This is a genomic window from Bacteroides sp. 1001302B_160321_D4, assembly GCF_015667765.1.
GTDB classification, from domain to species: domain Bacteria; phylum Bacteroidota; class Bacteroidia; order Bacteroidales; family Bacteroidaceae; genus Bacteroides; species Bacteroides xylanisolvens.
Genome location: NZ_JADPLO010000011.1, coordinates 50,164 through 74,053, shown reverse-complemented (window position 1 = coordinate 74,053; position 23,890 = coordinate 50,164). Strand labels below are relative to the sequence as shown.

At 43.6% G+C, this 23,890-nt stretch carries 17 protein-coding genes; 5 read left to right on the top strand and 12 right to left on the bottom strand.

Annotation, left to right across the window (positions count from 1 at the left end; all coding sequences use genetic code 11):
- Positions 1–8: 8 nt before the first annotated feature.
- The 7 genes from KFO40_RS06625 to mutA all read right to left on the bottom strand — a co-directional run bounded on the left by KFO40_RS06625 (position 9) and on the right by mutA (position 11,995).
- A complete protein-coding gene (locus KFO40_RS06625; RefSeq protein WP_211146210.1) occupies positions 9–911 on the bottom strand; it encodes a glycoside hydrolase family 18 in 903 nt (300 codons plus the stop codon).
- A 25-nt stretch (positions 912–936) separates the two neighbouring features.
- Positions 937–2,577, bottom strand: a complete 1,641-nt coding sequence (locus KFO40_RS06620; RefSeq protein WP_008024828.1) for a SusD/RagB family nutrient-binding outer membrane lipoprotein — start codon at positions 2,575–2,577, stop codon at positions 937–939.
- Positions 2,578–2,582: 5 nt separating this feature from the next.
- Complete coding sequence (locus tag KFO40_RS06615) at positions 2,583–5,945, bottom strand: TonB-dependent receptor (RefSeq protein WP_211146209.1); 3,363 nt, start codon at positions 5,943–5,945, stop codon at positions 2,583–2,585.
- A 228-nt stretch (positions 5,946–6,173) separates the two neighbouring features.
- Complete coding sequence (locus KFO40_RS06610; RefSeq protein WP_004313561.1) at positions 6,174–7,181, bottom strand: FecR family protein; 1,008 nt, start codon at positions 7,179–7,181, stop codon at positions 6,174–6,176.
- A 63-nt stretch (positions 7,182–7,244) separates the two neighbouring features.
- Positions 7,245–7,796, bottom strand: coding sequence for an RNA polymerase sigma-70 factor (locus tag KFO40_RS06605; protein ID WP_151923564.1), 552 nt, complete (start codon positions 7,794–7,796; stop codon positions 7,245–7,247).
- A gap of 148 nt (positions 7,797–7,944) precedes the next feature.
- Positions 7,945–10,092 carry a methylmalonyl-CoA mutase gene (gene scpA / locus KFO40_RS06600; RefSeq protein WP_008641116.1) on the bottom strand — a complete coding sequence of 716 codons (2,148 nt, stop codon included), beginning with the start codon at positions 10,090–10,092 and terminating at the stop codon, positions 7,945–7,947.
- 1 nt (position 10,093) lies between these two features.
- A complete protein-coding gene (mutA, locus tag KFO40_RS06595; protein ID WP_211146208.1) occupies positions 10,094–11,995 on the bottom strand; it encodes a methylmalonyl-CoA mutase small subunit in 1,902 nt (633 codons plus the stop codon).
- A 269-nt stretch (positions 11,996–12,264) separates the two neighbouring features.
- Here mutA and KFO40_RS06590 point away from each other — a divergent pair, with 269 nt between their 5' ends.
- Positions 12,265–13,929 carry a putative transporter gene (locus tag KFO40_RS06590; protein WP_008641106.1) on the top strand — a complete coding sequence of 555 codons (1,665 nt, stop codon included), beginning with the start codon at positions 12,265–12,267 and terminating at the stop codon, positions 13,927–13,929.
- 94 nt (positions 13,930–14,023) lie between these two features.
- Here the strand turns inward: KFO40_RS06590 and KFO40_RS06585 are convergent, their stop codons facing one another.
- Together KFO40_RS06585 and KFO40_RS06580 are read right to left on the bottom strand one after the other, a co-directional pair.
- Complete coding sequence (locus KFO40_RS06585; protein ID WP_004313556.1) at positions 14,024–14,656, bottom strand: AAA family ATPase; 633 nt, start codon at positions 14,654–14,656, stop codon at positions 14,024–14,026.
- Positions 14,657–14,708: 52 nt separating this feature from the next.
- The gene (locus KFO40_RS06580) at positions 14,709–17,465 is read right to left on the bottom strand and encodes an outer membrane beta-barrel protein (RefSeq protein WP_008024845.1); all 2,757 of its coding nucleotides are present in this window, start codon (positions 17,463–17,465) and stop codon (positions 14,709–14,711) included.
- A 136-nt stretch (positions 17,466–17,601) separates the two neighbouring features.
- Between KFO40_RS06580 and cobU the strand changes: the two genes are divergently transcribed.
- From cobU to cobC, 4 genes are read left to right on the top strand one after another with little or no spacing between them, the layout of a single operon-like run.
- The gene (gene cobU / locus KFO40_RS06575) at positions 17,602–18,111 is read left to right on the top strand and encodes a bifunctional adenosylcobinamide kinase/adenosylcobinamide-phosphate guanylyltransferase (protein WP_008024847.1); all 510 of its coding nucleotides are present in this window, start codon (positions 17,602–17,604) and stop codon (positions 18,109–18,111) included.
- A gap of 2 nt (positions 18,112–18,113) precedes the next feature.
- Positions 18,114–19,151 carry a nicotinate-nucleotide--dimethylbenzimidazole phosphoribosyltransferase gene (cobT, locus tag KFO40_RS06570; RefSeq protein ID WP_008024849.1) on the top strand — a complete coding sequence of 346 codons (1,038 nt, stop codon included), beginning with the start codon at positions 18,114–18,116 and terminating at the stop codon, positions 19,149–19,151.
- A gap of 1 nt (position 19,152) precedes the next feature.
- Entirely contained in the window at positions 19,153–19,899 is a 747-nt protein-coding gene (locus KFO40_RS06565; RefSeq protein WP_008024850.1) for an adenosylcobinamide-GDP ribazoletransferase, read from the top strand.
- 8 nt (positions 19,900–19,907) lie between these two features.
- The gene (cobC, locus tag KFO40_RS06560; protein ID WP_008024852.1) at positions 19,908–20,441 is read left to right on the top strand and encodes an alpha-ribazole phosphatase; all 534 of its coding nucleotides are present in this window, start codon (positions 19,908–19,910) and stop codon (positions 20,439–20,441) included.
- Here cobC and cbiB read toward each other — a convergent pair.
- Genes cbiB through KFO40_RS06545 form a run of 3 tightly spaced genes read right to left on the bottom strand, consistent with a single transcriptional unit; the run spans position 20,421 to position 23,889 of the window.
- Entirely contained in the window at positions 20,421–21,368 is a 948-nt protein-coding gene (gene cbiB / locus KFO40_RS06555; protein WP_008024853.1) for an adenosylcobinamide-phosphate synthase CbiB, read from the bottom strand. The two genes, cobC and cbiB, sit on opposite strands and share 21 nt — an antisense overlap.
- 15 nt (positions 21,369–21,383) lie before the next feature.
- Positions 21,384–22,406 (bottom strand): threonine-phosphate decarboxylase, encoded by a 1,023-nt coding sequence (locus KFO40_RS06550; protein WP_008024855.1) that lies wholly within the window; start codon positions 22,404–22,406, stop codon positions 21,384–21,386.
- Positions 22,399–23,889 carry a cobyric acid synthase gene (locus KFO40_RS06545; RefSeq protein ID WP_032812047.1) on the bottom strand — a complete coding sequence of 497 codons (1,491 nt, stop codon included), beginning with the start codon at positions 23,887–23,889 and terminating at the stop codon, positions 22,399–22,401. The genes KFO40_RS06550 and KFO40_RS06545 overlap by 8 nt, the downstream gene beginning before the upstream one ends.
- Position 23,890: the final 1 nt, after the last annotated feature.

Here is a 23,890-nt window from a genome sequence, read left to right as displayed (position 1 = left end):
TACATCGTTTAGTGAGCCGAAGCAGGATTCAGGAATTGAATACCTCCACGGGTCTGTTTATAAATAATATCAGTATCGTAGTAATCGGCAGAGATATTGTAAATAGCAATACCTCCCAATGGTGTTTCCATATTGAGAGCACCGTAAGCAGCTCCGGCGATGGCATTGCGCGTCACTCCGTTATAGTCGGTCAATGTACCGTCAGGAGTGACAGCCAACAACAGACGGTCCGGAGCGGCCTTGCCATATCCGGTGGCATAAAATACGGAGGTTTCTATATCATATTCATCGGATGCACCGGAAATATCGAGTACGAAATAGTTGAAAAGGCTGCGCTGCGCTTCCGGCAACAAGGAAGGAGTACCCTCAAAAACTAACAGACACGGTGTCTGTCCCAAAGCATCCAGCAGCGGTTTTAACACCGAAACGTCTACCGCAGAGCCTTCCGAACCGAGGGCAATCCCGTCAAATGTCCCTGTACGCACTGCCTCAACAGCAGAGGTTATAGAGGTATTCAGTTTATCTTTAGCCGTGCAATCTATATAGTAAAGCACTTTCGTCCCATAATCCTCACGCACCAACTTCATATCTTCCCGGTCATATTCGGACAGACGGTCGGCATTACGCATCGTCACTATATCGATACTGTCCGGCAACGCACGGAGAAAGTCCTTCTCACCGGTAGATACTTCCGGAGCATTATCCAACCGGGCATAAACGACAGCATGTTTCGTTGCTTTATATGCGCGAAGATTCTGCGTATATGCCGCATATTCTTGCGGATTCTGTTCCTTAAACCCATTCACCTGACTATCGTGTATTTCCATTTCCGTCCAGTCGTCGCAACTGATGGTGGCAACCGACAGGAAAGTAGTCAGTAGGCATAACTTAAAAATTGATTTATATTTCATAATCTCATTGATTTAAAGGTTCGTTCTAGTTTGAAGATTGACTATTCTCAATGGAATGGTCTTTCTTATCCCACCAAAGTTTAGTTCCTGCGGCATCGGGACCATTCAGCATTTCTACAGCTTGATCGATGTATTTCGGATTTCCCGTATATTCATCTGCAGGGAAAGGCAGACGACGGGGACCGATTGTTACATTCACACTATTATTGGGGTCTTTATTCTCCACGGCAGGCAACAACTTCGGGTAGCCCGTACGACGATGTTCCGCCCATGCTTCCAGCCCCAGCGGGAATATTGCAATCCATTTTTGAGTAATGATACGCTCCAGGTTCCGTTCGAAATACTCCGCTCCAGGTTCCCAGGCAATCGTAATGGTACTTACCGCCGGATGGCTATACTTAATATCAGCCCCGTCCATCGGGTTCACATAGTCTATAGGCTTTTTCGTCGCATCCTTCACATATTGGTCCGCTCCGGTGGCTCCGCCACGCTCTTCGAATGAAAGGGCAATAGCCTTTTCATACAATGCCTGCGCATCGCCTCCCATATTCCAACCACGCAACGCGCCCTCGGCACGAAGGAAAGTCACCTCCGCCGCATTCATCCAGAGATAAGGATCGGTGCTGGAAATCACCTGCTTTGAGTAAAGGTTAATCATGTCGTCTTTCTTCTGGGTAAATATGCCGATACGTACACCGTAATAATCGTATACATCGACTTTCTCGCCATCCTGATCGACTGTCTGCACACCTTTGACAAACATCTTATCCAAACGCGGATCTTCATAACCTTTCATAATAGAAACTAAATCGGCACTGATACGGTAGTCATTCCAGTTATTAAATAGCAACTCCGAACGGTTCTCCGCCACATGAAGCATGGCGTTGTCCTCATTCGATTCAATCACTCCCGCTTCCACAGCCTTCTGCGCAATACGTTGCGCCTCGGTAGGATTGACATAGCTCATACGCATGGCAATGCGAAGTTGCATGGAATGTACAAACTTACGCCATTTGGAAATATTTCCGTAATACAAGTCTTCCAGTTTGCGGAAAGCCTCGGACGACAGGTCTTTGTTTTCCTCCAACACTTTATCCGCTTCTTCCAGTTCTTTCAGCATCTGTGTATATACCTGCTCCTGCGAATCGTAAGGGACAGCCAGGTCTTCACCCGAATTATCATTATCCATCATCTTCGAATAAGGAATCGGACCATAAATGTCCGTCACACGATGCATGATACACACCCGGAGAATTTTACCAAAAGCTAAAGCCACAGGGTCATCCGTCTTGTTCATCATATCGCGGTACTGCGGGTACATGTCTTTAATCGGATCGGCAAACGGGGATTTGAGCCATCCCTGTTCGGGATTGAAAGTAGAGAATTTCATCACCCAAGTGTCTACAATTCCTTCCAGATAACCACCGTATGCTCCTCCTGCCATGGCATCCATAAACTGGTAAAGGTGTTCACGTGTAGGAATCACCAATCCCTGCATTCCTTTGAGCGTAGCACCTACAATATGATTCTCACGCTGCATTTCTTCTCCGTCCGCTTCGTACATACTCCGGTTGATGTCGCTGTCGAAACAACCGCCCAACGGAAGCAGAAATAATGAAAGGATCATTATCAGAAGAATGTTATATATTCGTTTCATGTCCATCATAGTATTTAGAAGTTAATCTTTATGTTAAATCCTATATTCCGGGTACTCGGCATCATGAAGTAGTCGATTCCCTGATAATAGTTGTTCGTAGTAGCTACTGCTTCAGGATCGAAAGGAGCTTTACAGTAGATCATCCAGAGATTTCTCCCCACAAGGGATACATTGATATCACAAACATTGCCCAGCCAGCGGCGCGGAACGGTGTAACCGATATGTGCCTCCTGCAGACGCAGGTTGGTAGCACTATAAGTATAGTAGGTAGGCAATCCGCTCTGCGATGCTACCACTTCATAGAAGCTTTGCGGATTCACGCGGCTACGGCCATTTATCCATACTCCTCCGGCATCACGCGCGGCAGCAGATGTTTCAGATACTCCATAAAGATCAAGATAAGCCTGTGTTGCCGAATAAACGATTCCGCCCAAACGGGCTGTCAACAAGAAACCGGCATTGATACCTTTATAAGAGAAGCTATTATTCCAGGCTAAATTTGCCTTAGGAAGTACGCTTCCCAACTTTATGTCACCGGCATTGTCGATGGCTGTCACATTGCCGCTATCGTCAATCAGGATATTACCGTTAATATCACGCTTCAAATCGGCATGGGTATAAAGATCGCCCAGCGTACCACCTTCCTTCAGGATAAATTTCGCCTTTCCGAATCCGCGACCTTCATCGGTTTTGAGTTCCAGTTTATCGACGTTGTAAGTTTTGCCCGTTTCCGGGTGAACATAATCCTTCACTAGTTCGACGATTTCATTCTTGTTGGCCGAGAAAGTAAAGCTGCTGTCCCAGCCGAAATCTCCCCAACGATGCCCATAAGACAACATAGCCTCGAAACCATAGTTGCGTACATATCCGGTCTGTACATACAATTTGTCATATCCTGACGAAACAGGAAGCCGAGGATCAAATGTCTGATTATAAGTATTGGCGTAATAGAAAGATCCGCTCAATTTGAAATCTTTAAACAGGGTTGCATCCAGACCTACTTCCCATGAGTCAGTACGCTCGGGGTATAGTTTACCAATGGGATAATTCGTCTGCGATTTCCAGTCCTGCTTATTGGCATCATACGAGTAAGTAGGATAGGTAAGAAAACGAGGATAAGGATTACCTACGGAACTGAACGATCCACGTACTTTAAGATAATCCACCCAATCAAGCAGTTTCAATATTTCAGTGATGACAGCCGAAAGCCCTACGGAAGGATAGAAGAATGAAGCCTGCGGAGAATGTGTCAGCTGCGAAGCCCAGTCGTTACGTCCTGTAACGGTGAGATAAAGCATACTTTTCCACCCTACTTCGGCACTGGCAAAAATAGATTCGGTCGCTTCGCGCCAACCCACCTGCGTAGCACGTTTTTTTGCGTTGTCAAGGTCGTAAACATTGAACAGATTAGGAATACCAGTTTCTCGTATAGGCCCCGCATAGCCCAATTCCTTACTAGTCACTCCACTATAACTGGCACCGATATTGGCTACAATCGTAAAATCCTGAATACGTTTATTAATATTCACCAACACATCGGCATAAGTCTGCGAATATTGTCCGTTGTTTACTGTATAATGGCCTTGTGAACTACCGTCAGTCAGCGTGTTGCTACTGCTTGCATAAAGCTTGCCTTCATATTCGCTATGAGTATTGTCGATGCGGACACGCCCTGCCACATTCAGCCAGTCAAGAATCTGGTAACTCAAACCTGCTGAAGCCATATAGCGTTTCTTATTGTTGAGACGGAGATTACGGTAGGCAATCCAGTAAGGATTCTGCATACGAAGGTCACCTTCGCCCTGCGGCCAAAACTGTACGCTAATTTTCCGGGCTTCATCCCAACGCTCGAAATTCTTCACTATAGAGAAATCATCCCCGCGAGGAAAAAGATAAGCAGAAACCAACGGATTGGAGTACTGCCCCTGATTGGTCATATTACGGTCGTTCTGAAGAATATAGCTTGCACTTACATCCAGTTTCATCTTATCATTCAAGAAACTGGTCGTATTGCGGAAAGTGAAATTATATCTGTTATACCTATTGTTGGGAACCATCCCTGCCGAATTGACGGCAGCCGCAGAAAAGAAAGTCTGATTTTTATCCGTTCCGGTAGACAACGTAACGGAATTTGTATATACCGCACCCGTATCAAAAAAATCATCCGGCTCATATCCTGTTTGAGCAGCCGAGTTTAACTTCGGTCCCCAGCTATAAATATTGGAATTTCCTGTTTTACCATTACTACCTGTACCATAACGGTCCTGGAACTCGGGCATCTTAAAAGCATTCAACCATTCGATGCCACTTGATACACCTACTTGCAGCTTACCTACCTGTCCTTTTTTTGTAGTAATCACAATCGCACCGTTTGCCGCATTACTACCATAAAGGGCGGCAGCTGCCGCTCCAGTCAGTACGGAAATGCTTTCTATATCTTCCGGATTAATATCAGCAATGGCCTCGGTAGCTCCCTTTGAACCAAATTCCGTATCTCCTCCGCCACCGAAATTATACATCGGAATACCGTCAATCACATACAAGGCGTTACTACTCTGTTCAATAGACTTTGTTCCACGCATCACCACTCTACTTGCCCCACCGACACCGGAAGAGCTCGTATTGATAGTAACACCCGCAACTTTACCATTCAGGCTGTTTACAAAATTAGCATCCTTAATTTGGGTCAGTTCGTCGGACTTTACTTGCTGTACGTTGTAGCTCAATGCTTTCTGCTCGCGTTTGATGCCAAGTGCTGTTACAACGACTTCACTCAACAGTTTTGTATCCGAAGCCAGTTGCACGCTATATGTATTCTGTCCGGTTACTTTTACCGTCTGTGGAGTGTAACCTACATAACTGATACTCAACACACTTCCTGCAGGAGCTTCGAGCGAAAAGTTACCGTCTATGTTTGTGATAGTTCCAATGCTTGTACCTTCCACACGTACATTGACACCAATCAACGGTTCTCCGCTATCATCCAGTACGCGTCCGGTGATACGTTTGGTGGAAGCAGTTTCGGTTGCTTTCTGTTCTTGTGGAACGATGATGACATATTTTCCTTTGAGCTGATACGTATATCCTGTACCTTTTAGGATTTCCGTGAGAGAGTTCTCCAACGTGGCTTTTTCCAACGCCAAATCGATGGAGGGTTTGTTTTTCAACTGCGACTCGTTGTAACCAACGGACAGTTTCGTTTGTTTTTCCACTTCTTTCAATGCCTCGATGACCGATATGTTTTTCTTATGGATCGTAATCCGGGCATTACTACTTTGAGCAAAAGTAGGGGTAGAAAGGAGCAGACAGCACAAAAAAAGCATAAATACTCGACTGATTGCCTGCTTATTGGCTATAAATTCATAAATTTGCTGCATCTTCTTAGTATTAGTTTATACAGATAAAGTTAGATTCTCGAATTTAGTAGCGTCTGGTTAACGCTAATAGTAAGAATTTCGATTTCACATCCGGGGGAAGGTTGCAGCTTCTCCCGGATATTTTTTCCGCATAGGCTCAATGTATTTTAAGGTTAATATTCAGTGTTTACAAGTTCTATTTTGTTCCCCGGTGCCGAAGCATGTCTTCCCCGGTACCGGAGCCTATCTTCATCGGTGCCGGAGACGCCCTTCCCCGGTGCCTGAAATATAGCACTTGTCTCCCACTATTTTATAGTCCAGATTTCCCGTCACACGAGCGATAATATCCATCACTTCTTCCATAGAAGCATTTTGCCCGAAAGTAAGATTGAACCGGTCTTCTTTCAGACTACGGAAACTATAAACAAAGGTGTAAGGGTATTTGCGTTCGAGACGGGTGAAGATTTCTTCCAATGTCATACTGCGGAAAACGATTTCGCCACGTTGCCAAGCAGTGACATCCTGCATATCAGGATGAAGTACGTTTCCGGAGCGGGTACGTTTGTTATAAGCCAGTTGCTCGTTCGGCTTCAAGATCTCCTGCCCCTGCTGATTATTGTACTCTACCAACACTTTTCCGGAAATCAGGGTAGCTGTCACTTCCTCTTCGTCGGGGTAGGCTGTCACGTTGAATTCCGTTCCGAGTGCCGTCACCTGAAAGTCCGAGGACTTCACGATAAAAGGATGCTCTTCGTCACGTTTCACCTTGAAGCCGGCTTCTCCCACAAGATACACACAACGGGTATCACCCTTAAATTGCTGTGGATAAAGTAAAGTGCTTTGGGAATTAATCAATACCTGCGTACCATCCGGCAAAGTGATGTTCCGCATCTCGGCGGTAGGAATATATGCTTGCAACAAATCTGGTGCCTGCCGGTTCTGCAAAGCCAGATAGATAGAAACGGAAGAAAATGCAATCAACAAAGCTGCCGCTACGCGCCACACTACCAGATGAGTACGTAAAGAATGTATCCTGCGCCTCGTTCCGATGCCTGTCAGTTCACGCATCCGTTCCAAAGAATGACGGTAGCCGGAAGTCGTTGCCGATTCGGTAGCTTCCCAAAGTTGATTGAGTTCATGATCTTTTTCATCGGCACGTTCTTCGTCGGTCAGCCATGTACGGAAATCCTGATCGACTTCTTTCGGATAGTCGTGATTGATATAACGGTCGATTACATCGCGAATATAATTCTTCATAAGGTGATATTTATTGTTCTGTTTAGAAACGCTTACGTAAATATCACTACTCAGCAAGGACAACTACGGGAAAAGACGGAATAGAATAACAAACATTAACACTTTGCGGAGTTCCGTCAATGTTTTATAGATGTGATCTTCTACGGTACGCAAGGGGATTTGCAGTTTATCTGCTATTTCTTTATGAGAAAGTCCTTCAAAACGGCTCATCTCAAAAATCCGTCTACGGCGATCAGGCAACTGACTGAGTGTCATCCTAATAAGCATTAATACTTCTTTATAGTATAGATTTTCTAACAGGGAGGAATCTTCGTCACAAAGTTCACCCAACAACTGGGCTTTCAAAACTTTGTCTTCATATTCCTGCTCTACCTTCTGATGCTTGAACAGGTTGAATATTTCATTCCGAGTCACAGTATAGAGATAACCAGTCATGGTTTCCTGATCTTGCCAAAGTTCAGGACGTGTCCATAACTTAAGAAATATATTCTGGGCAATGTCTTCCGCATCCTCCTCCGACTTGGTCAACAACTTCGCAAAGTTCTTCACACGAGGGAAGTTAGCGGCATAAAACTGCTCAAAACGGATATCCAATTCTGCTATCGTTTCGTTCATCTGTCGAGTCTTTTACTATGAAACCCGGGGCAAATATAGGCAAAATTAATTTCAGGCAATGGATGCAAACAAAAAAAACATCCCACCTTTTAAACCAAAACAAGTCTAAAAGGTGGGAATATTATAAGATTCTAAAGAATCTCAGAAGTTATTCTTCATCCATCAGAATTTCCAAAATCTGACAAGCAGCCTTCGCCACCGGAGTACCCGGACCAAAGATAGCAGCTACACCTGCCTTATACAGGAAGTCATAATCCTGTGCAGGAATAACACCACCGGCAATCACCACAATGTCTTCACGTCCCAGTTTCTTCAGTTCTTCAATAATCTGCGGAACCAATGTCTTATGACCGGCAGCCAGTGAAGAAACACCTACTACATGAACGTCGTTTTCTACCGCTTCACGAGCAGCTTCAGCCGGAGTCTGGAACAACGGTCCCATATCCACGTCAAAACCACAGTCCGCATAACCCGTTGCTACTACTTTGGCACCACGGTCATGACCGTCCTGTCCCATCTTTGCAACCATGATACGAGGTTGACGTCCCTCTTTTTTCGCAAACTTCTCTGCCAGTTCACAAGCACGCTTGAAGTCGCTATCGTTTTTACTTTCTGATGAATACACGCCTGATATAGTTCTAATTATTGCTTTATAACGTCCTACAACCTGTTCGCACGCATAAGAAATTTCGCCTAAAGTAGCACGAACACGAGCTGCTTCAACTGCCAGTTCAAGCAAGTTACCCTTGCCGGTCTTCACACATTCAGTGATAGCTGCTAATGCCTTGTCCACTTCAGCCTGATTACGTCCTTCTTTCAAACGTTTCAGATTTTCAATCTGTTCAAGACGAACTGCCGTATTATCAATTTCAAGGATATCAATCGGAGCTTCTTTTTCCAAACGATACTTGTTCACACCCACAATGGTCTGCTGACCGCTGTCGATACGAGCCTGTGTACGTGCAGCCGCTTCTTCGATACGCATTTTAGGAATACCTGTTTCGATAGCTTTCGCCATACCACCCAGTTTTTCAATTTCCTGAATATGTTCCCAAGCCTTGTGTGCCAGTTCGTTCGTCAGAGATTCTACATAGTAAGAGCCGCCCCATGGGTCAACGTTCTTGCAGATGTAAGTTTCTTCCTGAATATAAATCTGTGTGTTACGTGCAATACGTGCAGAGAAATCTGTCGGAAGAGCAATAGCCTCATCCAATGCATTGGTATGCAAAGATTGGGTATGTCCCAAAGCTGCAGCCATAGCCTCAATACAGGTACGTCCTACGTTGTTGAACGGATCTTGCTCTGTCAATGACCATCCGGAAGTCTGTGAGTGAGTACGCAAGGCCAGTGATTTCGGGTTCTTCGGATTAAACTGTTTCACAATCTTCGCCCACAGCATACGTGCGGCACGCATCTTGGCAATTTCCATGAAGTGATTGGTTCCGATTGCCCAGAAGAAAGAAAGACGCGGAGCAAATGCATCAATATCAATACCTGCTGCTGTTCCGGCACGGAGATATTCCAAACCGTCAGCCAATGTATAAGCCAACTCAATATCTGCGGTAGCACCTGCTTCCTGCATGTGATAACCGGAGATAGAAATAGAGTTGAACTTCGGCATCTTCTGTGAAGTGTATTCGAAAATATCAGAAATAATCTTCATAGAGAATGCAGGCGGATAAATATAGGTATTACGCACCATGAATTCTTTCAAAATATCGTTCTGGATAGTACCTGCCATTTCTTCGAGTTTAGCACCTTGTTCCAAACCGGCATTGATATAGAATGCCATAATCGGAAGTACAGCACCATTCATCGTCATGGATACAGACATCTTATTCAAAGGAATACCATCGAACAAAACCTTCATGTTTTCCAATGAACAGATAGATACACCTGCTTTACCTACGTCACCCACTACACGTTCGTGGTCGGGGTCATAACCGCGGTGAGTAGCCAAGTCAAATGCTACTGACAAACCTTTCTGACCGGAAGCCAGATTACGGCGATAGAAAGCATTGGATTCTTCGGCAGTAGAGAATCCGGCATACTGACGGATGGTCCAGGGACGAAGGGTGTACATTACTGAATACGGACCACGCAAATAAGGAGGAAGTCCGGCAGCATAGCCGAGATGTTCCATTCCTTCGAGGTCTTCTTTTGTATAAACAGGCTTCACTTCAATGTGTTCCGGTGTTTTCCAGTCAGCGGAGATACCGTTAGCCTTTTGCCATTCAGCACCATTAGCAGGCTGAAATGCGGCATATATATCGATATTTTTAAAATCTTTTCTCATCTTACTTCAATAGTTTAGCGTTAAACTCTTTCAAGGTATCCAATACGTTGACACGAACATGGATGAAGTTTTCGATACCTGCGGCTTTCAAGTCATCCATACAAGCCGGAGCACCGGCAACGATAAACATAGCGCGACCATTCAAGGCCTTGAAAGCAGGAACTGCATATTCAGCATATTCATCATCGCTAGAACAGATGACAACAATATCAGCTTTCGCAGCCATCGCTGCCTCTACTCCTGCCTCTACTGTTTCAAATCCAAGATTATCGACTACTTCATAACCGGCACAAGCCAGGAAGTTGCAAGAATATTGCGCACGTGCCTGACGCATCGCCAGATTACCAATTGTCAACATGAACGCCTTCGGACGTTTGCCCGATGCTTCCGTTTCAAGACGTAACGCTTCAAACTCACTGGCTGCACGGTCGAATACCAATGTATCCACATCTTTCTCACAAGTATGAGAGTCACCTCCACAGCAGCATTTTCCTTCCACAGGTTTCTTGTCACCGGCTTTTTCGTTGAAATTCGGGAATTGGTTAGTACCCAACAGAATTTCACGACGCTGTGCCACTGCTTTATGACGGGCTTTATTGCTTTCGTTTACTGCTGCCTGAACTGTACCAGCCTTTAATGCGGCATAGAAACCACCTGCTTCTTCGGTAGCAAGGAAAAGTTCCCACGCTTGTTTAGCAATAGATACAGTCAGGTTCTCAATATAATAAGAACCGGCAGCCGGATCAATTACTTTATCGAAATGAGATTCTTCTTTCAGCAATAGTTGTTGATTGCGAGCCAGACGTTCTGATAATTCATCCGGAGTCTCATAAGTCTTATCAAACGGAACGACTGTCATCGAATCGACCCCACCCAAAGCGGCACTCATTGCTTCAGTCTGTGTACGAAGCAAATTCACGTGTGCGTCAAACAAAGTAAGATTAAAAGTAGAAGTTTCGGCATGAACCGCCATTTTTGCTGCACAACGACATTCACCGTTAGCTCCCTTATTATCGCAATCACGCAGACATTCAGGTTTATAAGAAGCTACGATATTTGCCCACAACAGACGTGCGGCACGGAACTTCGCAATTTCAAGGAAGTAATTGGAACTGATACCGAAATTGAATTTTATCTTTTTAGCTACTACGGCAACAGGAATACCGGCATCAGTCAACTGATTCATGTATTCATTACCCCAAGCCAATGCATAACCCAACTCTTGAGAGATATAAGCACCGGCATTGTTTAATGAGATTGCATTTACATTCAATACACGATAAAAAGGAAGCGGCTGGATAGCTTCGATCAACGCTTTCGCTGTCTGCACCATATCCCCTTTTTCCTTACCGCGAGTCAGCATCTTATTGAAGAAATCATAATTGATAGAGCCTTTCAGCTTCTTCACATCATAGTCTTTCTTCTGGAAATAAGCCACCAACAAATTAGCCAACTCCACAACATGCCCCTGGCAAGTTGAGAAATTTAATTCAACGCACTCTGCCTGAATATCATTCAACAGCGTCTCGATATATTCCGCATTGAGTTCTTTTGCTTTTACATGGAAAGATAGTGAATCAACACCCTTATTTAAGATGCCCAGTGCTTTTACATTGGCCTCTTTGGGGCATTCTACCCTGATTTCCTGGCGAACCAACCACTCATTGTTGTCTTTTTTAGTTCCTCTCAGATAAGGGAACTCTCCGGGAAGCGCATCAGTAGTTTTTAAACCCTCCAGATCTTCCATCCGGTAGAAAGGTTTCACTTTAAACCCTTCGTTTGTTTTCCAAACGAGCTTCTTCTCAAAATCAGCACCTTTCAAGTCGGCTGTAACCTTCTCCATCCATTGTTCGGTAGAGACAGGAGAAAAGTCTGAGAAGAGTTTTTCTTTTTTGTCTGCCATAGTTTATCTAAAATTAAAACAAGATTAATATTGTCTTTATTTTTATCTATCTCTTTCTAATTGTCTGTTGTTCGACATGCAAATATAACCAATAAGTTAAAACAAAACTTCTTTTTATAGAAAATTCGCACACCTCTCACTCTCGCATAGAATCTGTATAGAAATTCTTCATTCTTTATTTTTTTAGTTCTCCATTTATTTGATTTGCTCCAATGTTATGAGTAATTTTGCACCCGTTTTTAGAAAAACATTATAAAAACTGCTATATTATGGATTGGTTACAAAGTTTATTGTGGGACCCCAGCTCCGTAGCTCACATCGTGCTTCTCTACGCATTTGTAGTGGCAGCCGGAGTGTATTTGGGCAAGATAAAGATATTCGGAGTATCTTTGGGCGTCACATTTGTTTTGTTTGCCGGCATCCTAATGGGACATTTCGGCTTCACAGCCGATACACACATCCTACATTTCATCCGTGAATTCGGATTGATCTTGTTCGTATTCTGTATCGGTCTTCAGGTGGGGCCATCTTTCTTCTCTTCTTTCAAAAAAGGAGGAATGACATTGAACCTGTTGGCTGTAGGCATCGTAGTGTTAAATATTGCCGTTGCACTGGGGCTTTACTACCTCTGGAACGGCCGGGTAGAACTGCCAATGATGGTAGGTATCCTCTATGGAGCTGTCACAAACACTCCAGGACTTGGTGCCGCCAATGAAGCATTGAACCAGCTTAATTACACTGGTCCACAAATCGCACTGGGATATGCGTGTGCTTATCCGCTGGGGGTGGTAGGTATTATCGGTTCAATCATTGCTATCCGCTACATCTTCCGTGTCAATATGGCTAAAGAGGAAGAAAGTCTGAAAATCCAAAGTGGAGATGCACATCACAAACCTCACATGATGAGTCTGGAAGTACGCAATGAATCAATCAGCGGAAAAACTTTGATTGAAATCAAGGAATTTTTAGGCCGCCAGTTCGTTTGTTCCCGTATTCGTCATGAAGGTCATGTAAGTATCCCCAACCATGAAACCATATTCAATATGGGGGATCAATTATTCATTGTCTGTTCAGAAGAAGATGCTCCTGCAATTACCGTATTTATCGGTAAAGAAGTGGAACTCGACTGGGAGAAACAAGACCTCCCCATGGTTTCACGCCGTATTCTGGTGACTAAACCGGAAATCAACGGAAAGACTTTAGGATCTATGCATTTTCGCAGTATGTACGGAGTGAACGTTACCCGCATCAACCGTTCCGGTATGGACTTGTTTGCCGATCCAAATCTGGTACTTCAGGTAGGTGACCGTGTAATGGTGGTAGGTCAGCAAGATGCAGTTGAACGTGTGGCAGGTGTTTTGGGTAATCAGTTAAAACGTTTGGACACACCGAACATTGTGACTATTTTCGTTGGTATCTTCTTAGGAATTCTCCTAGGTAGCCTTCCTATAGCATTCCCCGGTATGCCGACTCCTTTGAAATTAGGTTTGGCAGGCGGACCGCTGGTAGTAGCTATTCTTATCGGACGTTTCGGTCATAAGCTCCATTTAGTGACTTATACCACCATGAGTGCTAACCTGATGCTTCGCGAAATCGGTATCGTGCTCTTCCTTGCTAGTGTCGGTATAGATGCCGGAGCCAACTTTGTGCAAACGGTAGTCGAAGGTGACGGATTACTATACGTAGGTTGTGGTTTCCTTATCACCGTTATCCCATTGCTTATAATCGGTGCTATCGCAAGATTATATTATAAGGTAAACTACTTTACCCTGATGGGATTGATAGCCGGTAGTAATACCGACCCGCCCGCATTGGCTTATGCCAATCAAACAACATCCGGAGATGCTCCGGCAGTAGGGTATTCTACAGTTTACCCATTATCCATGTTCCTCCGTATTCTGACGGGACAGATGATATTATTAACGATGATGTAAATCATGTTTTATTTATAAATAATAAAGCCGGTCATATCCTTCAATGGAATATACCGGCTTTATTTCTTTTTCTTATAGACTTCTTCTACGCCTATTATATAAGCTGTAGTTTCTTCACTACAAATTCTTCTATAAACCGAACTGTCTCTTCAACTCCCAAAGAAGAAGAATCGACACATAAGTGATAAGTAGCAGCTGCTCCCCACGTTTTATAACTATAATAATTATAATACTCCGAACGTCTCTTATCCGCTTTTTCTATCATTTCTTCTGCAGCTTCCGCATCAATATGATGCATGGCGCATAATCGCGCAATACGATCTTCCTTAGAGGCCGAAATAAAAACATTCGCACAACGGGGATGTTCACGCAGAATATAGTCCGCACAGCGTCCGACAAAGACACAAGATTTTTCTGCCGCCAGATGACGAATCACATCACTTTGCACTTTAAACAGGGCATCATTACTCAAACAGTTATTACATGGCATAGCTCCTTCACTGATAAAAGGAAAACGCATGCCGAACAATCCGCCAATAATACCTTGCGAAGCTTTCTCATCCGCTTTTTCAAAAAATTCTTTGCACAACCCGCTTTCTTCAGAAGCCAGATTAATCAACTCTTTATCGTAGAAGTCAATCCCCAAACGGGCTGCCAACTTCTCTCCTATTTCTTTTCCGCCGCTACCTAGTTGCCGACCGATGTTGATAACATAATTACCGCTCATAGTACATTTTGTTTTATGGTTCTGTAGCAAACATACGACTTTTTTCTAAAAATCACATCATCAAACGAAAGTTATATTTGAAAGTAACGATGAAATACCCTTTTATTTCCTGCGTACGATACTCATAAAAGCCGTCAGAAGTCGCCATACGGTTATAACTTTTCCTCTTTCCTAAAATGTCTACCCAATGAGCAGACAGTTCTGCTTCTTTCTTTTTCAAGAACCTCCAGGTAGCACTCGCATTCCATAATATCTCATCATCTTCTCCTTTGCGGATATTTGTACCATTACGGAAAGTATAAGCCCCATCCGTCCGTAATTGTATGCCCAAAGGAAGATCAACATATCCTTCCAAACGGAAATTATAATAACGTGTATACGTATTGTTATCATTCACAGAGTTGAGCGAATACTGATAATTCCAGGAAGTAGAGAAGTCAATACCTCCCCAGGCAGGCTGATAAGAAACATTCGCTTCACAATTCAAGCCGGTGTCACGCGTTGTACTTTTCACCGGCTCAAGACTTCTATCTTCATTAATCATGCTGACACTATTACTATGATTACCGTTCATATCCAACCGTAAAGAGAAATGTCCTAAACGTTTCCACCAGTTAGCACTTCCATACACATTCCAGTTACCGTTTATATTGACAGGATATGTCTCACGTCCGCCAGTCTGTGCATCATATATCATTACTTGTGTAACGCTATTCTGTTCCAACTGTCCTCCAAGATTCGCAGATATGCCTTTTTTAGAATGTTGAAAGCTTATACGCATACTATGAGCAAACATTTGCTTCAAATCCGGATTCCCTCGAGTAATATATAATGGATTACTATTATCTGTAAGTGGCATTAAGTCCGATAAAGAAGGTTGCCGGGTTCTACCGTCATAATTGAAAGTAATTCGTGCCTCTTTCTTTTTCCAGGCCAGCCATATCATAGGCTGAAAGTCGATAGTATGCACAGTGGTATCCGCATACAGTTTCCCCATTTTCCGTTCAATGGTTCGCCTTTGCGGAGTAATCCCTAATGATGCATTCACCATCCATGTATCATCAGAGTAATTGAAGCCTACATTCAGATCATGTCCATTAGTACGACTATGACTTCGATTACTCAAACTATCTACATACCCAGTTTCATAGTCAGGAGGCAACTCACCAAAAACATCCGACTTCGCCAAAGAAGACAATTCATAAGTGTCGCGATTATCGCGTTCATAATGAGTGTTCCAGTTATACGCTGCACGAATATGCATTTTCTTACCGATAGGTTGGGTGAAGTTAATCCCTACCCGCCACGAATTATTTTTCTGGGGTGACTTCAAATACTGGTTACGATAAAGTAAAGAATCGTTGCCCTGCTTATCTTTAAGACGGAAATAAGTAGTTTTTGAAAGCGAAAAACTTTCATTATCCCCCCAAGAATCCGAACTTTGAATGTTCAATCCTAAAGTTGTACCTTTTTCATTCAGCCGCCTCATAATCCCCATCATCCAATTATAACGGTTCGATTGTCCTTCCGAACGCGACCGGTTTTCACTACGATTTACTTTGATATCTTGGGAAATCGATTCAAAATCATCGAACAAGCTTTCATGATTGACGTTAGGAGGAGCGTCAAAAGAAGCATTCTGGCTATTACTTTCATTCCGGTTAGGAGAAAAGCTGAAACCACCGTTAAAATGTATGCGTGTACGTTTATCCACTTCCCAACTACCCATGATATTAGAATTGAACGACCGGCTTTTAGAGTTACCTTCATTAGTGGACGCAGAATATTGGTTACCAGCAGTTAAATATTGCTCCTGATACATGGAAGAAATATTTCCGTTCCGATTGAGATTATAGTTCATGCTTCCGGTCAAAGAAAACTTCTTTCCGAATTTATGAGTCATATTCATTCCCACCGAATTATTAATATTATCCTTGTAAGTGCTATTCTGATATCGGTTGGTGGAACGTCCTATGAAAGAAAGATTTTCCCCGTCTTTACTAAAATAATTCACCTGCCCTTCCAAATCCTTCTTTTGATTGTTTCCATATCCCACAGTGGCATTTGTCAGCCAGGTTTTATTCAATTCATCCTTAGTCTGCAAGTCAAGTACATATTTCTTTTCTCCTGAACTAATTCCGGTAAATTCTTCTTCTTTTGATTTTTTATCGTACACTTTCAACTTACTAATCAAATCTGCCGGCAGATTTTCGAGTGCCGTCTTTTTATCTCCGGAGAAAAAGGCTTCGCCATTTACATTGATTTCACTGATGGGCTGTCCGTTGTATGTCAACGAATTATCTTTCTTATTATATACCAATCCGGGAACACGCTTCACCAAATCCTCCAGATAAGCTCCTTCACGAGTTTTAAAAGCGGCAGCATTGATAACCGTAGTATCTCCCTCCATCACTACTTCCTGCAATTTTCCCGTTATCGTCACTTCACTAATCTGAATATCATCATCTTTCAATACCACTGTACCGATATTCACCAATACAGAGTCTTCCAGTGCCCGGTATACAGATTGCATTCCCATAAAAGAGACCTTTAACAGGTATTTCTTTTTCTTCTGCGGTTGATAATTAAGAACGAAACGCCCATTCTTATCACTTGTTATTCCCTTGATAAAAGCAGAATCGCTTTTCGCCAAAATAACAATGCTGGCAGATGGTAATGCCCGCTTCTCATTACTGCCGGCTTCCACTGTCTGCACTCTTCCTCGCACAGTTCTCACTTGTTGAGCATACAAAGTAGTATGTCCCCAAAGTAGCAGCAAAAGCAATCCCACTAACTTACAAGCGTTCATATCCAATAGTAGTTAAGTCTGATATTTATGTTGATCTAAAACAAATCGGGACAAAGTTAATAACTTTTACGTAAAACGTTTAATCCCAGAGTTATTTTTTATACCTTTGTCCATCCATTATTCAATCAGCAACTTAATGAAAAGGATTATATTAATCACAGGAGGACAACGATCCGGTAAAAGTTCGTTCGCGGAAAAAAAAGCGCATGAACTTACTACGTCACCGGTTTACTTGGCCACTGCCAGGATATGGGACGAAGAATTCAGAAAAAGGGTGGAACGCCATCAAAAGAACCGCGGTCCTGAATGGACAAATATAGAAGAAGAAAAAGAATTGAGCCGTCACAATGTAGCGGGCAGAGTCGTAGTGATAGATTGTGTAACTCTTTGGTGCACTAACTTCTTTATGGAGTTTGATTCTAATGTTGCCTCCTCATTGGAAGCCGTCAAAAAAGAATTCGACAAATTTACCCAGCAGGACGCCACTTTCATATTTGTAACTAATGAGATTGGTTGGGGGGGAGTTTCCGAGAACAAACTGCAACGTAAATTCACAGACTTGCAAGGTTGGACCAATCAATACATCGCATCGCATGCCGACGATGTATATCTCATGGCAAGTGGTATTCCCGTAAAAATAAAATAAACATGAAAACGTTTCATATTCAAAAGCCGGATGAAGCTATCAAAGAAGCTCTGATTGACAAAATCAATAATCTGACCAAGCCTAAAGGATCGCTTGGAAGACTGGAAGAAATCGCTTTGCAAATCGGACTGATCCAACAATCCCTTTCTCCACGATTAACTCATCCTCAAAATATAATCTTTGCCGCAGATCATGGCATCGTAGAAGAAAAAGTCAGCCCATCTCCTAAAGAAGTAACCTGGCAACAAATCAGCAACTTTCTTCATGGAGGAGCAGGGATTAACTTCCTGTGCCGACAGCACGGTTTCACTCTTAAAATTGTAGACGCAGGAGTCGATTATGATTTGCCTTATGAAAAAGGCATCATTAACATGAAAGTCGGAAGAGGAACACGCAATTTCCTTCATGAAGCAGCCATGACACCTGAAGAGATGGAACTCTGCCTGGAGCATGGTGCCCAATGTGTGGACACTTCTCACCAGGAAGGCTGCAATATCATTAGCTTCGGTGAAATGGGAATCGGAAATACTTCGCCCTCTTCCTTATGGATGACTTGCTTCACCGGAATCCCATTAGATCAATGTGTAGGTGCAGGAAGCGGACTCAATCATCAGGGAATAAATCACAAATACGAAGTTCTGAAAAGATCTCTCGAACAATATCCGGGAGAGCATTCCACAGAAGAAATCCTCTGCCGTTTCGGAGGTTACGAAATGGTAATGGCCGTAGGAGCAATGCTCAAAGCTGCCGAACTGGGAATGGTTATTCTAATTGATGGATTTATTATGACCAATTGTATTCTTGCCGCTTCACGCCTTTATCCGGAAGTGATGAGCTATGCCATATTCGGTCATCAGGGAGACGAGAGCGGACATAAGCTATTATTGGACTATCTCGGAGCACGTCCCCTACTCAATCTCGGACTAAGACTTGGAGAAGGAAGCGGTTCCGTTTGTGCCTATCCCATTGTAGATTCTGCTGTAAAAATGCTGAATGAGATGGATTCATTTGCTCATGCTTCTATCACTAAATATTTCTAAGATGAACCAGATACTTGCCGCCCTCATATTCTTTACACGATTGCCTTTCTGGAAAATAAAAGAAGTTCCGCAGGAGTGTTTCAAACACGTTGTCAGTTATTGGAGTTTCAGTGGCTGGCTGACCGGGGGAATGATGGCATTGATTTTCTGGGGAGCCAGTACTATTTTACCTCACGGAGTAGCCGTAATCCTGGCACTGACTTCACGTTTACTTATCACAGGAGCATTGCATGAGGATGGATTGGCCGATTTCTTCGATGGATTCGGAGGTGGAACGAACAGGGAAAGCACGTTACGCATCATGAAAGATTCCCATATCGGAAGCTACGGAGTTTTGGGATTAATCATCTATTATCTGCTTGCTTACAATCTACTGGTCGCACTTCCCTTAACAGTTACTCCTTTCTTATTACTAAGCGGAGATACCTGGAGCAAATTCATTTCTTCCAATATCATCAATTACCTGCCCTACGCACGGAAAGAAGAAGATAGCAAATCCGGAACAGTATATACAAGAATGAATTTGGGGGAGATCGTTATGTCTGCGATGGGGGGAATACTGCCTCTCCTATTACTTCCTCCAAGCTACTGGCCCGTGTGTATATTTCCTATTCTGGTATTCTCCTTTATCTGCCGGATGATGAAACGACGTTTGAACGGATATACCGGAGATTGTTGTGGTGCATTATTTCTCTTAAGCGAAATAAGTTTCTGGCTGGGAGCAGTGATGTCTATCTATATAAAATAAGTAATCCTATGAATATTTATCTAATCAGACATACCTCTGTCGACGTTCCTAAAGGTCTTTGTTACGGTCAGTCAGACGTTCCTTTACGTCCTACATTTGAGATAGAAGCAGCCGTAACCAAAGCTAAAATCGAATCCATTCACTTTGATATGGCTTACACCAGTCCTCTATCCAGATGCACCCGTCTGGCACAATATTGCGGATTCGGAGATGCCATCCGTGACCCAAGAATACTGGAACTTAATTTCGGAGATTGGGAAATGCAGTATTTTGATAAAATCAAAGACCCGAATCTACAGTGCTGGTACGACGATTACTTGAATGTAAAAGCAACCAATGGAGAATCGTTTGCCGATCAGTATAAACGGGTAGCCGCGTTTTTAGACGAAGTCAGACAAAAGGAGGCTGAAAATATAGTAGTATTTGCTCATGGCGGCGTATTGATTTGCGCACAGATTTATGCAAAGTTGATTCAACCGGAAGAAGCATTTCAGGCAGTACCTGCCTATGGAGGAATTTTTCTATATCAAGAGCGCCCGTAAACAAACAGTCAGGACAATCATCATCTCTTCTGCACGACGGTTGACAGCAACTCCCATCCGCATATCGGATGTGTCCAGCAAACGTTCATTCACTCCGATATAAGGCTTTGTAAAGAGTTGACCAAAATAGTGATGAGGACCGCCGAAACGACAATTCAGGATACCTGCAAGAGCGGCTTCCGGATAGCCGGAATTGGGACTTGCATGTTCCCTGCCATATCTCTTCACAAATGACAGGAGTTTCAGCCGACCACTTGCCAAGACCATCAGAAAAGCAGTAAGACGGGCAGGAATATAATTAGCGACATCATCAACACGAGCTGCCACACGCCCAAAAAGGAGATAACGATCACTATGATAACCAATCATGGAATCAAGCGTATTCACCATTTTGTAGGCCATCATTCCCGGAACGCCCAACAACAAATACCAGAAAAGAGGAGCAATCACTCCGTCACTCAAATTTTCCGCCAAAGTTTCAAGAGCAGCAGTCCTGACTTCCTGTGCAGAAAGTTCGGAGGTATCACGCCCTACAATACGGGCAACCTGAATACGTCCCTCTTCCAAAGAACGATCAACCGCCTCAAATACCATTCTGACCTCTTTAATCAATGTAGTTCCGGCCAGACAAAAGAAAATGCAGATTATATCAAAACCGATCACCGCAGGAGTTCCTAAAAAAGAAAGGGCATATTCGATTCCTATGGTGACCGAATAAACGAACAGGATCAACAGAACAGACATGATTCCTCCTTTCCATAACTTATAAGATCCTTTATTCAGTCTCTTTTCCCCGAAAGCAATCATCTTGCCGAACCAGATGACAGGATGAGGCAAAGACACCGGATCACCGAATAGACGATCCATCAACCAGGCCGGCAATAAAACACGCAGCACTACTCCTATAACGATAAAGTAACTCATCATAAACAAAAATATATCTTAACTCATTATCTGCTCCATCCATTCACTGATTGCTTTCACCAGCTTATCATTTTCTTCGGGAGTTTGCGTAGCAATCCGAAAGAAACGCTCGTCCAATCCCTCAAAGTTGGATGCATCCCGAATGAGTATTCCATGATTCACGGCTAGAAAATCCTTAAGGGCCGCCGCTTTCCCCATACGTAGTTTTATCAACATATAGTGCGTATCAGTTGGCCATATTTCTAACATCCCCGTGGCAAGCAGGAGGTTTGTCAGTCGCTCACGTTCTGCCAGAAGTTGCGGAATATCCGCTGAAATGCCGTCTCCCTCTTCCAGAAGATATTTTGCGGCTTCAATAGCCAGGCTATTCACAGACCAAGGCATCCGACGGCAACGAACATCATCGGTCAATCCCTCGGAGGCAGTAAAATAACCTACCCGCAGTCCCGGAATCGCGTATTGCTTGGTCATTGAATGGAGCAGGATCACATTTGGAAAGGAAGCGGCTTCTTTAATCCCAAGAAGTGACTTTAATGTGAAATACTCGTAAGACTGATCGAATATAAACAATTTATCAGGATGAGAATCGACCAATGCTTTCAGGTCTTCCTTATTTCGCACTTCACCTGTCGGGTTATTCGGATTGCAGATCCACACCAATTCCGCATCTTCCGGTAAAGCGTCCAACGAATAAAAAGGCTTCACTTTGTGCCGATGTACCCGGCATGCGTCCGCATACTCGCTAAAGGTTGGTCCCAACACAGCTGAAATACGTCCTTGAAAGACTTGTGCTATCAAGTAAATAGCTTCCGTCGCTCCATTAGTCACACAAACTTGGCGGGGAGTGAGCGAATACCTCCGGGCTATTTCACTTTCCAAAGAATAAGGCATCGGCTCGGGATAACTGCAAATGGTAGAGAGCCGCTCATTCAGTCGTTGGTAAAGTCCCGAATGATCGATCCGGTTATACACATTCGAACTGAAATTGCTAACTATTTTCTTTCCGTATTTATAAAGATCGTCTCCGTGTCCCTCAATCATTTCTTTCTAATATTTTATAAAGTAACGGCATATTGATGTGTTTTCTCACATGTTCCGCCAACTTATCATATTGTTCTTCCTTGAATGTTGCATAGTCAAAGGTCTGCTGTTCCAGTTTGTCGGCATAAGGCTTGAGCAGGAAATCTATAAATGACTGGTTGTCAAGTATGCCATGAATATATGTTCCCATACACTTCCGGCCATTCCGGTAACCATCCTCTCTTCCATCCTCCAGTTTATTTAAAGGAGAAGGGGAGAATCCTCCGGCAGGTACGCTTCTGCCCATGTGTATCTCATATCCCTTACAAACCGTATCCGACTCATCAAAAGTGAAATTCACCTGCCGGGTCACTTTATCTCCCTGCATGGTAGTGATGACAGGAAGTAACCCCAAGCCGGGAAGTAATTTAAAACTTCCCTCTACTCCGTCAGGATCGCGTACTTCCAGCCCCATCATCTGATAACCGCCACAGATGCCCATGATGGTCGCCCCTTCCCGATGAGCTTTCAGAATAGCTTGTACTACTCCGTTACAGCGCAATTCATAAAGATCATCCAGCGTATTCTTGCTTCCGGGCAACAATACAATATCTGCTTTCGCTATTTCATTCACATTATTGGTATAATACAAATGCACCCGTTCATCCCGTTCCAACACATTAAAATCGGTAAAGTTAGACAGATGACGCAGCAAGATCACAGCTATATTGATTTTTCCGGCTATAGCCTCCCGGTTTTTAGACTCAAGCATCACAGAGTCCTCTTCTTCTATATAAATTCCCTTATAGTAGGGCACTACTCCAAGCACAGGAACCTTGCAGAGGTCTTCGATCATCTTTATTCCGGACTCAAACAGGCGGATATCCCCTCTAAACTTATTGATAATAATACCCTTAATCAATGAACGTTCTTCCGGAGTCTGCAACAGAATAGAACCATACACACTGGCAAATACACCACCACGATCAATGTCCGCTACCAGAAAAACATCTGCCCCAGCGTGTTTTGCCATAGGCATATTGACCAGGTCGACGTCCCGCAGATTAATTTCCGAGATACTGCCGGCCCCCTCCATCACTATCGGATTATATCTGGTAGCGAGGCGATTATACGACTCATTGACTACTTTTCGTAATTCTTCCCTTCCCTCCTTGCGGAAATACTCATACGCATTCCGGTCACCGATTGGTTTCCCCAATAACACAACCTGCGAAGTATGTTCGGAACTTGGCTTCAACAACAACGGATTCATATCCGTATGACAGGGAACACCGGCAGCTTCCGCCTGAACGGCTTGCGCCCTGCCGATCTCCAATCCCTCGGGAGTGGCATACGAATTCAAAGCCATATTCTGGGCCTTGAACGGTGCAGGATGATATCCGTCCTGCTTCAATATGCGACAGAATGCCGCAGCCAGAATACTTTTCCCGACATCGCTACCTGTTCCGGCAAGCATAAAGGAATTTAGTTTTTTCTTCTCCATC

Excerpts from the sequence above, each read along its gene's own strand:
- KFO40_RS06590 (WP_008641106.1), top strand. The coding sequence starts at position 12,265 with ATGGATTGGTTACAAAGTTTATTGTGGGACCCCAGCTCCGTAGCTCAC.
- KFO40_RS06610 (WP_004313561.1), bottom strand. The coding sequence starts at position 7,181 with ATGAAGAATTATATTCGCGATGTAATCGACCGTTATATCAATCACGAC.
- mutA (WP_211146208.1), bottom strand. The coding sequence starts at position 11,995 with ATGGCAGACAAAAAAGAAAAACTCTTCTCAGACTTTTCTCCTGTCTCT.
- KFO40_RS06615 (WP_211146209.1), bottom strand. The coding sequence starts at position 5,945 with ATGCAGCAAATTTATGAATTTATAGCCAATAAGCAGGCAATCAGTCGA.
- KFO40_RS06620 (WP_008024828.1), bottom strand. The coding sequence starts at position 2,577 with ATGATGGACATGAAACGAATATATAACATTCTTCTGATAATGATCCTT.
- KFO40_RS06605 (WP_151923564.1), bottom strand. The coding sequence starts at position 7,796 with ATGAACGAAACGATAGCAGAATTGGATATCCGTTTTGAGCAGTTTTAT.
- cbiB (WP_008024853.1), bottom strand. The coding sequence starts at position 21,368 with ATGATGAGTTACTTTATCGTTATAGGAGTAGTGCTGCGTGTTTTATTG.
- KFO40_RS06545 (WP_032812047.1), bottom strand. The coding sequence starts at position 23,889 with ATGGAGAAGAAAAAACTAAATTCCTTTATGCTTGCCGGAACAGGTAGC.
- KFO40_RS06625 (WP_211146210.1), bottom strand. The coding sequence starts at position 911 with ATGAAATATAAATCAATTTTTAAGTTATGCCTACTGACTACTTTCCTG.
- KFO40_RS06565 (WP_008024850.1), top strand. The coding sequence starts at position 19,153 with ATGAACCAGATACTTGCCGCCCTCATATTCTTTACACGATTGCCTTTC.
- cobU (WP_008024847.1), top strand. The coding sequence starts at position 17,602 with ATGAAAAGGATTATATTAATCACAGGAGGACAACGATCCGGTAAAAGT.
- KFO40_RS06585 (WP_004313556.1), bottom strand. The coding sequence starts at position 14,656 with ATGAGCGGTAATTATGTTATCAACATCGGTCGGCAACTAGGTAGCGGC.
- scpA (WP_008641116.1), bottom strand. The coding sequence starts at position 10,092 with ATGAGAAAAGATTTTAAAAATATCGATATATATGCCGCATTTCAGCCT.
- cobC (WP_008024852.1), top strand. The coding sequence starts at position 19,908 with ATGAATATTTATCTAATCAGACATACCTCTGTCGACGTTCCTAAAGGT.
- KFO40_RS06580 (WP_008024845.1), bottom strand. The coding sequence starts at position 17,465 with ATGAACGCTTGTAAGTTAGTGGGATTGCTTTTGCTGCTACTTTGGGGA.
- KFO40_RS06550 (WP_008024855.1), bottom strand. The coding sequence starts at position 22,406 with ATGATTGAGGGACACGGAGACGATCTTTATAAATACGGAAAGAAAATA.
- cobT (WP_008024849.1), top strand. The coding sequence starts at position 18,114 with ATGAAAACGTTTCATATTCAAAAGCCGGATGAAGCTATCAAAGAAGCT.